The organism is Caulobacter sp. 10L414 (genome assembly GCF_056395525.1).
The window spans coordinates 30,371-40,023 of record NZ_JBFTJR010000054.1 but is presented as its reverse complement, the minus strand read 5'-3'; the positions used below and the strand labels follow the sequence as shown (position 1 = coordinate 40,023).

Genomic DNA, 9,653 nt, shown 5'->3' with positions numbered 1-9,653 from the left:
GTTCCTCCCCCTCTGGGGAGGTGGCCCGGAGGGCCGGAGGGGGTCATCGCCCCCGCATCTCCGTCAGTTCCCAGCCCTCGCCGACGGCGACCTTGCGGAACTTGAACGTCACGCGCGCGCCGGGCTCCAGCGGGGCCTCGGCCAGCACGTCGCCATAGGCCTGGAAGGTGGTGCGGCCGGCGGCCAGCGGCGCGGCGCTCGCGCCGTCGTGATCGAGCGTGAGCACCTGGCCTTCGATCGCGGCGATCACGCCCTGAGTCTCATGTTGCGGCGCCGTCGAGATCGGCGGAGCGGGCTGGGCGGCGGGCGATTTCGAGCCCTCGCCCTTGTCGCCCGGTCCGCAACCGGCCAAGGCCGAAACCACGATAAGCGCAAAAACAGCCTTGAATTTCATAAGCTTGCTCAATTCTCCAAGGCCTCCCCGCGGCCCAGTTATGCGCATTTGCACAATTTTTTCGCCGCACCTGCGAAATGGATCACATTTTCGATAGCGATTTCGTGATCGAAGTTTTACTCTAACTGCGTCGGCGGTTTTCCTCCGCCGGACTTCGTTCAACGCCAGACCCTTGCTGAACGCGCCCGATCCCTAGCGGACCGGAGGCGTCCCGTGAAGGCGTTCGGCGCGAAAACGAAGCTCTGCATTTCGTCCGACCACGGTCGGATCACCGAGACGGACCCGATGACCGAACGCGGCGCCTTCTTCGACCTGGCCACCTCGACGCCCGTGGCCTTCGAAACCGTGATCGCCCCGCGCGACCGCGTCGAGATCCCGGCCGAGGCCCCGCTGGCCATGCCGGTGCAGCCGCTCGGCTTCTGGCAGGGCGCGGCCCGCGCCGTCCGCGGCCCCGGCTCGGAAACGGTCATGCGCCGCTGGGTGATCTTCATCGCCACGGCGATCATGGGCGCGGCCGGCTGGAAGGCCACGTTCGACACCGTCGCCCTGGGCGGCGTCACCCGCCTGGAAGCCGTCTGCCTGACCCTGCTGGCCCCGCTGTTCCTGGCTCTGGCCCTGTGGTTCGTCACCGCCGTCGCCGGCTTCGTCGTGCTGCTGCGCACGCCGAAGGACCCGCTGGGCATCGACAGCACCAAGCCCATGCCCAAGCCGCGCGCCCGCACGGCGATCCTGATGCCGGTCTACAACGAGGACGCCCAGGCGGTGTTCGCCCGCCTGCGGGCCATGGACGCCTCGATCGCCGAGACCGGCGCCAGCCGCGCCTTCGACATCTTCATCATCTCCGACACCCGCGACGCCGCCGTGGCGCTGGCCGAACAGGCCTGCTTCGCCCGCTTCCGCCGCGAGGCCTCCAGCCACGTCTTCTATCGCCGCCGCGCCGACAATGCGGGCCGCAAGGCCGGCAACGTCGCCGACTGGGTCGCCCGCTGGGGCGGCGACTACGAGCACATGCTGGTGCTCGACGCCGACAGCCTGATGACCGGCGACGCCATGGTGCGCCTGGCCGACGCCATGGAGCGTCACCCGGGCGTGGGTCTGATCCAGACCATGCCGACGATCATCAACGGCCAGACCATCTTCGCCCGCACCCTGCAGTTCGCCACCAAGCTCTACGGCCGCGTGGCCTGGACGGGCCTGGCCTGGTGGTCGGGTTCGGAAAGCTCGTTCTGGGGCCACAACGCCATCATCCGCACCAAGGCCTTCGCCCAGACCTGCGGCCTGCCCTCGCTGAACGGCCCCAAGCCCTTCGGCGGCGAGGTGATGAGCCACGACGCCCTGGAAAGCGCCCTGCTGCGCCGCGGCGGCTGGGCCGTGCACCTGGCCCCCTACCTGGAAGGCTCGTACGAAGAGAGCCCCTCCAACCTGCTCGACTTCGCCACCCGCGACCGCCGCTGGTGCCGGGGCAACGTCCAGCACGTGCCGCTGATCGGCCTGCCGGGCCTGCACTGGATGAGCCGCCTGCACCTGGTGATCGGCGTGCTCAGCTACGCCCTGTCGCCGATCTGGTTCGTCGCCCTGTCGGCCGGCGTCATCTCGCGCGCCCTGATGCCCGAGGTGAAGAAGGCCGCGTTCACGATGGCCGACCTGCAGGCCGCCGCCCACGCCCTGATCGACTGGCGCGAGATCCAGGCCACGGCCTGGGCGATGATCATCACCTTCGTGCTGCTGTTCGGCCCCAAGATCCTTGGCGCCACCCTGATCTTCATGCGCAAGCACGAACTGAAGGGCTTCGGCGGTCGTCGCCGCGTGATGGCGGGCCTCGGCGTCGAGATGCTGCTGTCGGCCCTGGTGGCCCCGATGCTGATGTTCACCCAGACCCGCGCCGTGGTCGAGATCCTGGCCGGCCGCGTCGGCGGCTGGAGCGCCCAGCGCCGCGACGCCGACAAGGTGGCCTTCAAGGAAGCCTGCGCCGCCATGGGCTGGATCAGCGCCACGGGCCTGGTTCTGGCCGGCCTGTTCTGGTTCACGCCGGACCTGCTGACGGCCACCGCCCCGATCCTGGCCGGCCTGATCCTGGCCGTGCCGCTGACCATGCTGGGCGCCAGCAAGGCCGCGGGCCTGGCCCTGAAGGCCAACGGCCTGTTCATGACCCCCGACGAGCGCCAGCCGCCGGCCATCGTCCGCGCCGCCCTCGGCCCGGTCTGCGAGCCGCCGGTCCGCTGGAACGTCGGCAAGGCCAAGGCCCCCGCCCTGGCGCCCGCCGAACAGACTGCGGCCTGAAGGCCCGATCATGGAACCTGAGAAACCTCGCCCCCTCCCGGGCGAGGTTTTTTGTTGGCCGTCGATATGGCCGAACCAGAAAGACCTACTCAAGCTTCGCAACGGCTGGCGGCTCGCCCTTTGGGGGAGTAGAAGCGCGCTTCGTTTGGATTTGACGGAGCCTCCGCCGTGTCGCGGCTTTTCAGCGCCTATGTGATCGTCGACTGGAGCGCGGCGGCCAAGCCGACCACCGGGGCCGACTCCGTCTGGATCGGCGTGCTCAAGCGCGACGTGCGTTTCCGCCTGACCTTCGAGAGCTTCAATCCGGCCACGCGCAACGAGGCCGAGGCCAAGCTCGCCGTCATCCTCGACGACCTCAAGAAGCGCGGCGAGCGCGCCCTGGTGGGCTTCGACTTCCCGCTGGGCTTCCCGCGCGGCTTCTCCCAGGCCCTGAACCTGCCGGGCGAGACGCCCTGGCGCGCGGTCTGGGACCAACTGAACAAGATGGTCAAGGACAAGGCCGACAACACCAACAACCGCTTCGGCGTCGGCTCGGAGATCAACCGCCGCCTGACGGGCGGCCCGTTCCCGTTCTGGGGCTGCCCGCCCAAGGACGCCCTGACCACCCTGCAGCCCAAGCGCACCCGCGAGCATGGTCCCGATGACCTGCCCGAGTTCCGCCATGCCGACGTGGCGGCCAAGGGCGCGCACTCGATCTGGAAGCTCTATTACAACGGCTCGGTCGGCGGTCAGGCGATCATGGGCATTCCGGCCGTGCGCCGCCTGAAGGACGCTCGTGGCGAGGCCGTGCGGGTCTGGCCGTTCGAAACCGGCTTCAAGCCCCTGACCGAGACCGACCTCGACGGCGTCGAGGCCGTGGTCGCCGAGGTCTATCCCTCGCTGATCAAGGCCGTCCCCGGCCCCGGCGAGATCAAGGACCTGGCCCAGGTGCGCGGCCTTGCCGAACACTTCGCCAAGCTGGACGAAGCGGGCAAGCTGGCCGCCCAGTTCGGCCCCGCCAAGGACGCGCCCGCGCAGCTGGTCGAGGACGTGCAGACCCAGGAAGGCTGGATCCTGGGGGCGTAGCCGCTTCGCGGCTCCCCCTCCGGCCCTGCGGGCCACCTCCCCCAAAGGGGGAGGATCTGAGTCGCGCCAGATGCTCCCCCTCTGGGGGAGTTGTCGGCGAAGCCGACTGAGGGGGTCCTACCCCTTCAGATCCAGCATCCGATACCGTCCCAGCAGCATCGCCGCCGCCGCGAAGCTGGTGACGATCACCGACCAGACGATGCCGTCCAGGCCCATCTTCATCGGCAGGGCCAGCCACCAGGCCAGCGGCCCCATGATCAGGGCGTAGGCCACCATGTGGGTGCCGGCGGGGATCCAGACCTCGCCGCGGGCTCGCAGGGCCTGGGCGCAGACCACCTGCACGGCGTCGGGCACCAGGAACAAGCAGGTCAGCACCAGCGCCGGCGCGATCAGCGCGATGGCGGCCGGATCGACGGTGTAGGCGCCGGCCACCAGGTGGCGCAGCGGATAGAGCAGCAGGGCCACCACCAGGGCGAAGACGGCGGTGACGGCGAACGAGATCCAGCCCGCCCGGCTCATGCCCGCCGGATCGCGCGCGCCGTGGGCGCGGGCCACCTGCACGGCGGTGGCCGTCGCCAGGCCCAGCGGGACCATGAAGATCACGCCCGCCACGTTCAGCACCACGGCCCAGGCCGCGACGTTCAGCCCGCCCAGCCAGCCGGCCACCAGGCTCATGCCGGCGAAGGCCGAGACCTCGAACAGGTTGGAGCTGCCGGCGCCGTAGCCGACCCGGCGCTGCTCCTTCTCGGCCGCGCGATCGCGCGGAGGCTTGTCGAACACGCCCATGGCCCGGGCGTCCTTCAGCCGCCAGATCACCACCGCCAGCATGATGGTAAAGGCCGTGCGGGCGACGAAGGTGGCCCAGGCCGCGCCCACCGCGCCCAGGGCCGGCAGGCCCATGACGCCAGGCACCAGCAGCAGGTTGACCGCCAGGTTGATGATATTGGCGATCCACATGTTGACCGTCACCAGGCCCGGCCGCCCCAGCCCCTCTAGCCAGAAGCTCAGGGTCACGCTCAGCGCATAGGGCGTCAGCGACAGCGAGAACACGATCAGCGGCGCGGCCGCGCCGTCGGCCAGGGCCTTCTCAATGCCCACGTGATGCAGCAGCGGCGGCGCGACGAGCGCCAGCAGGGCCGAGCCGCCGACGCCCAGCCAGAAGGCGTAGACCACGCCTCGCCGCAGCACCGCGCCGGCTTCCTGGGGCCGCCCCGCGCCCATGGCGCGCGATCCCATCACCTGGGTCCCGACCAGAAGGCCGACCGTCACGGTGACGAACACCGAGGTCGGGGCCCAGGCCATGGCGTGGAAGCCCAGTTGCTGGGCCGAGAAATGGCCGACGACGATCGCGTCGGTCAGGCCCATGACCATGATGCCCAGGCGCGACAGCACCACCGGCCCGGCCAGGCGCAGCAGTTCGATCAGGTCAGTGGCGATGACGCCGCGCGGCTTCCCGGAAGCCGGCGCGGCCGCGGGACGCGACATGGGGTGGGCCTTTCGAAACGGGGCCGGAAGGTGGCCGATGCCCATCGATTGAGCAAGGGGCGCCTCACCCCCTCCGGCCCTTCGGGCCACCTCCCCCAAAAGGGGGAGGATCTTCAAGCGCCCAGATGCTCCCCCTGCCCAGATGCTCCCCCTCTGGGGGAGCTGTCGGCGAAGCCGACTGAGGGGGCTCCCTCCCCTACTCCGCGTAGAGCCGCAGCGCCTGCAGGCACATCTCCAGCCCCGTCAGGTCGTGCAGCGGCTCGGGCGTGACGATGACGAACAGTCGCCGCGCCTCGGCCCACAGCATCACGCTTTCGGGCAGGCCGAGATCCTCGACCACGCAGCCGTGTTCATCGCGCCAGACCCCGTCCTCGCCGCGCTGCGCGCCGACCAGCACGTCGACCCGGTCGACATATTCGGCCAGGCTTTCGTCCTCGACGTTGAGATAGGCGAAGACCGGCTTGCCCAGGCCCGCCAGAACCCCGGCCTCGAACGCCACGCCGGTGTCGCAGGACGGGCCCCGCCAGGGGGTCAGGTTGACGATGGCCGCATCCACCTGACGCAATTGGGCCATGCGGTCCATGTAGAGTTCGCGGGCCTGGATTTCCGAACTGAAGTCGTCTCCCGGCGCGGCCTGGCCGCCCGAGAACGGCGTGAAGCCGGCGTCCAGGCACAGGGCCTTGCGGCGCAGGTCTTGAGCTTGCGCGTCAGGGAGCCAGGCTTCGGGGCCGGCCAGCCAAAGGGAACGGACAGGTCGCATCCGGCCTTAGAGCGGGCGACCGGCCCGCCCTGTCAACCGTCTTGGAGCACGAACCGTCCGCCGATGACCGCCCTCTCCCGCCGCTCCGCCCTGGCCCTGGGCGCCGCCGCCCTGACCGCGCCGGGCCTGGCCATGGCGGCCTCCGCCCAGACCTTCCTCGCCTACGAAGCGCGCCTGCGCGGCCAGCTGGCCGACCGCCGGGGGGATTTCGACGCCGATTTCGAACGCGACCTGCTCGACCAGGGCGATGCTTTCCGAGAGGCCCGGGGCCTGTCGCCGCTGCGGTTCGATCCCGGCCTGGCCCTGGCCGCGCGCGCCCACGCCGCCGACATCGCCCGCAGCCGGATTTACGACCACATGACGAGGGAAGGCTTCGGCCCCGCAGCCCGCGTCGGCCTGCTGGCCCGCGACCTCGTCGGCGCCCCGGCCGAGAACATCGCCATGCGCCGCAACGCCGCCGGCGTCGTGCGTCCTGACCAGATCATGGGCCAGTGGAAGACGAGCCCTGGCCACCGCGCCAACCTGCTGGCGCCGGGCTTCACCCACGCGGCCTACGCCGCCCTGCGCGAGGGTCCGCAGGTGATCGCCGTGGGCGTCTATGCCGAGGTCTCCGCGCGCCTGGCCGCCCCCGCCCCGCTGCGCGCGCAGAGCGTCGAGGCGATCGCCGCGGCCTTGTCGCGCGCCAGCCCGCGCATCGACCAGTTCTCGCTGTCGGAGCCCGGCGGCGACGTGCTGACCCAGACCTATGTCGAGCGCCCCCAGCCGGTGAGCATCCCGCCCGGCGCCTGGCAGCTTCGGCCGCACCTGACCAGCGGGACCCACAAGTACCAGGTGGCCTGGGGTCCGGTGTTCGTGCTCGGCTAGGGCAAGGGCGTCATGCGGACGAACACGGCCGCGACATTGGTCTCGATCTTCGGCGTCAGCCGGCAGGCCGCGCCGTTGGCGATCGGCTCGCATCCCGTCCATTGCACGGTCCAGTCGGTTCCGAAGCGTCCCTCGGCCTGGGCGGTCAGCAGGGTCTCGCGCTTGCGCCGCACCCACAGCCAGCACTGGCGCAGCTCTTCGGAGGTGAAGCGATAGGCCGAGCCGCCGCAGTCGATGCCCAGGGGCGCGCTGGACACAAAGGTGCGCGGACCGATGTCGCCGCCGACGGCGACCGAGACCTTGACCTCCAGGGAGGCCGACACCTCGACGGCCGAAACCTCGTCGGTCTTGCCCGACACCTGCGCGACGGCCCCGCCCGCGCCGGCCAGAAGACCGGCGGCCGCGATGGTCGCGACCCAAATTCGAAACATCCTGCAGCGCCCCTCGCCGGAAAGGCGCGACCCTGGTCCGCTCCGCGCCGGCGCGCAATATCGACAAACGAAAAACGGCGGGCCCTTTCGAGCCCGCCGTTCCCGGTTTCAGCCGTAAGGCCGAGACTTAGTTCTTGGTGACGTCCACCAGCTTGTTCTTGGCGATCCACGGCATCATGCCGCGAAGACGCGCGCCGACTTCCTCGATCTGGTGCTCGGAAGCGCGGCGGCGGGTCGCCTTGAAGGACGGCTGGCCGACGGCGTTTTCCAGCATGAAGTCGCGGACGAACTTGCCCGACTGGATGTCTTCCAGCACGCGCTTCATCTCGGCCTTGGTCTCGGCGGTCACGACGCGCGGGCCGGTGACGTACTCGCCGTACTCGGCGGTGTTCGAGATCGAGTAGTTCATGTTGGCGATGCCGCCTTCGTAGATCAGGTCCACGATCAGCTTCAGCTCGTGCAGGCACTCGAAGTAGGCCATTTCCGGCGCGTAGCCGGCTTCAACCAGCACTTCGAAGCCGGCGCGGATCAGCTCGACCGTGCCGCCGCAGAGGACGGCCTGCTCGCCGAACAGGTCGGTTTCGCATTCCTCGCGGAAGTTGGTCTCGATGATGCCCGAGCGGCCGCCGCCGATGGCCGAGGCGTAGGCCAGACCGAGGTCCAGCGCGTTGCCGGTGGCGTTGTGGTGCACCGCGATCAGGCAGGGCACGCCGCCGCCCTTCTGGTACTCGCCGCGCACGGTGTGACCCGGGCCCTTCGGCGCGACCATCAGCACGTCGATGGTGTCCTTCGGCTCGATCAGGCCGAAGTGGACGTTCAGGCCGTGGGCGAACAGCAGGGCCGCGCCGTCACGGATGTTGGGGGCGATGTCGTTCTTGTAGATCGCGGCCTGGTGCTCGTCCGGCGCCAGGATCATGATCATGTCAGCCCAGGCGGCGGCTTCGGCCACCGACAGCACCTTCAGGCCTTCGGCTTCGGCCTTCTTGGCCGAGGGCGAGCCCGGGCGCAGGGCGACGGCCACGTTCGGCACGCCGCTGTCACGAAGGTTGAGGGCGTGGGCGTGGCCTTGGCTGCCATAGCCTACGATGGCGATCTTCCGGTCCAGGATGCGGGCGAGGTCGGCGTCGCGGTCGTAGTAGACGCGCATGATTTCTTCTCCAGGACTGGTCAATCTGCCCGCCTCACGCAATCTGAAAGCGGGAAAGGCGGGCGTTTGAGCGTTTTTTTGCCGCTTCGTCAAGGCAGCGCGCGCCATGAGCGACGTTCGGCGACGCTTAATTACCGCGAGTGAGGCGAAAAAGCCCTTCCAAATCGCCGTCCAGCCCGAAACGAAAAAGGCCGCGCCTCCGGATGGAAGCGCGGCCCTCGTTCCGGCGCGGTCGCCCGCTTACCAGAAGAGATCGTAGTAGACGCTCAGGACGCGACCGCTCCAGACGTCGACCAGGACGGCGTCATCGCCGACCCGGACCCATTCGCAGCCGATCGGCGGCATGGGCAGGCCGTAGCGGAACCAGTCGAGGTAGTAGTAGCTGGAGAACCAGCCGCCCGGCAGGTAGTCGCCGAAGCTCCAGCGATTGACGTACCAGCCGCGCGGATAGCGGTAGGCCGGGGCGCGATAGCGCTGGGGCGAACGGTAGCTGGGCCGCCAGCGACGCTGGTCGTACTGGGGACGGCCGTTGTCGCGGTCGCGCCAGCGCTGGTCGCCGGGACGCGGACCGGGACGATCCCGGTCACGATCCCCGCCCTGCCAGCCGCCGCCGGGACGGCCGCGGTCTGGACCACGGTCGCCGCGATCGCCTTGCCAGCCGCCATTGGGACGATCGGGACGATCGCCGCCCGGACGGCTCGGACCATCGTTGCGGTCGGGGCCGCGGTCGCCGCCCTGCCAGCCGCCGCTCGGACGGTCGGGACGCTCGCCGCGATCCGGTCGTTCGCCACGGTCGGGGCGGGATCCGCCCGGATTGCGATCCTGGCCGCCTTGCCAGCCGCCGGTCGGGCGATCGGGACGATCGCCCCTGCCCTGCCAGCCGCCGCGGTCGCCGCGATCGGGTTGCTGAGCCTGGGGCGCCTGCGGGGCCGGACGGGCCTCGGGCGGGCGCTGGGCCTGCGGGGCGGGCTGGCCGCCGCGATCGCCGCCGCCACGCCAGCCGCCGCCGTCCTGGCGGTCGCCACGTTCGGGGCGCTCGGGGCGCGGCCCACGGTCGGCGCGGCCGCCACGATCGCCGCGGTCGCCACGCTCGTTCTGCTGCATCGCCAGGACCGTCGCGGCGGAGCCGGCCTGGGCCGCCGCGCCGCCCGTCAGCGACAGGATCATCGCGACGGTGATCAGACGTTTCATCTCTTGCTCCAAGGGGCCTTGCGCCGGCCCGTGGCT

9 protein-coding genes are annotated in these 9,653 nt (G+C 70.4%); 3 read left to right on the top strand and 6 right to left on the bottom strand.

The window, feature by feature from the left end; all coding sequences use genetic code 11:
• Nucleotides 1-43 precede the first annotated feature (43 nt).
• On the bottom strand, nucleotides 44-250 hold the full coding sequence (locus AC1DCG_RS19410; RefSeq protein ID WP_477037001.1) for a hypothetical protein: 207 nt from the start codon (nucleotides 248-250) through the stop codon (nucleotides 44-46).
• Nucleotides 251-679: 429 nt separating this feature from the next.
• On the opposite strand from AC1DCG_RS19410, the gene mdoH reads away from it, so the two are divergent.
• Both mdoH and AC1DCG_RS19400 read left to right on the top strand, forming a co-directional pair.
• Nucleotides 680-2,674 (top strand): glucans biosynthesis glucosyltransferase MdoH, encoded by a 1,995-nt coding sequence (mdoH, locus tag AC1DCG_RS19405; RefSeq protein WP_477030872.1) that lies wholly within the window; start codon nucleotides 680-682, stop codon nucleotides 2,672-2,674.
• Nucleotides 2,675-2,842: 168 nt separating this feature from the next.
• Nucleotides 2,843-3,739: a cobalamin biosynthesis protein CbiG gene (locus AC1DCG_RS19400; RefSeq protein ID WP_477030873.1), complete on the top strand. Its 897-nt coding sequence runs from the start codon at nucleotides 2,843-2,845 to the stop codon at nucleotides 3,737-3,739.
• 117 nt (nucleotides 3,740-3,856) lie between these two features.
• On the opposite strand, the gene AC1DCG_RS19395 is transcribed toward AC1DCG_RS19400, so the two are convergent.
• Both AC1DCG_RS19395 and AC1DCG_RS19390 read right to left on the bottom strand, forming a co-directional pair.
• Nucleotides 3,857-5,224 (bottom strand): MATE family efflux transporter, encoded by a 1,368-nt coding sequence (locus tag AC1DCG_RS19395; RefSeq protein WP_477030874.1) that lies wholly within the window; start codon nucleotides 5,222-5,224, stop codon nucleotides 3,857-3,859.
• Nucleotides 5,225-5,420: 196 nt separating this feature from the next.
• Nucleotides 5,421-5,984, bottom strand: a complete 564-nt coding sequence (locus tag AC1DCG_RS19390) for a nucleoside 2-deoxyribosyltransferase (RefSeq protein WP_477031249.1) — start codon at nucleotides 5,982-5,984, stop codon at nucleotides 5,421-5,423.
• 63 nt (nucleotides 5,985-6,047) lie between these two features.
• Between AC1DCG_RS19390 and AC1DCG_RS19385 the strand changes: the two genes are divergently transcribed.
• Entirely contained in the window at nucleotides 6,048-6,848 is an 801-nt protein-coding gene (locus tag AC1DCG_RS19385; protein ID WP_477031248.1) for a CAP domain-containing protein, read from the top strand.
• Here the strand turns inward: AC1DCG_RS19385 and AC1DCG_RS19380 are convergent.
• The 3 genes from AC1DCG_RS19380 to AC1DCG_RS19370 form a co-directional block, all read right to left on the bottom strand.
• Nucleotides 6,845-7,279 (bottom strand): hypothetical protein, encoded by a 435-nt coding sequence (locus tag AC1DCG_RS19380; RefSeq protein ID WP_477031247.1) that lies wholly within the window; start codon nucleotides 7,277-7,279, stop codon nucleotides 6,845-6,847. The two genes, AC1DCG_RS19385 and AC1DCG_RS19380, sit on opposite strands and share 4 nt — an antisense overlap.
• Before the next feature lie 127 nt (nucleotides 7,280-7,406).
• Nucleotides 7,407-8,426 carry a ketol-acid reductoisomerase gene (gene ilvC, locus AC1DCG_RS19375; protein ID WP_165262727.1) on the bottom strand — a complete coding sequence of 340 codons (1,020 nt, stop codon included), beginning with the start codon at nucleotides 8,424-8,426 and terminating at the stop codon, nucleotides 7,407-7,409.
• Between the two features lie 240 nt (nucleotides 8,427-8,666).
• A complete protein-coding gene (locus tag AC1DCG_RS19370; RefSeq protein ID WP_165262729.1) occupies nucleotides 8,667-9,617 on the bottom strand; it encodes an RcnB family protein in 951 nt (316 codons plus the stop codon).
• Between the last annotated feature and the right edge of the window lie 36 nt (nucleotides 9,618-9,653).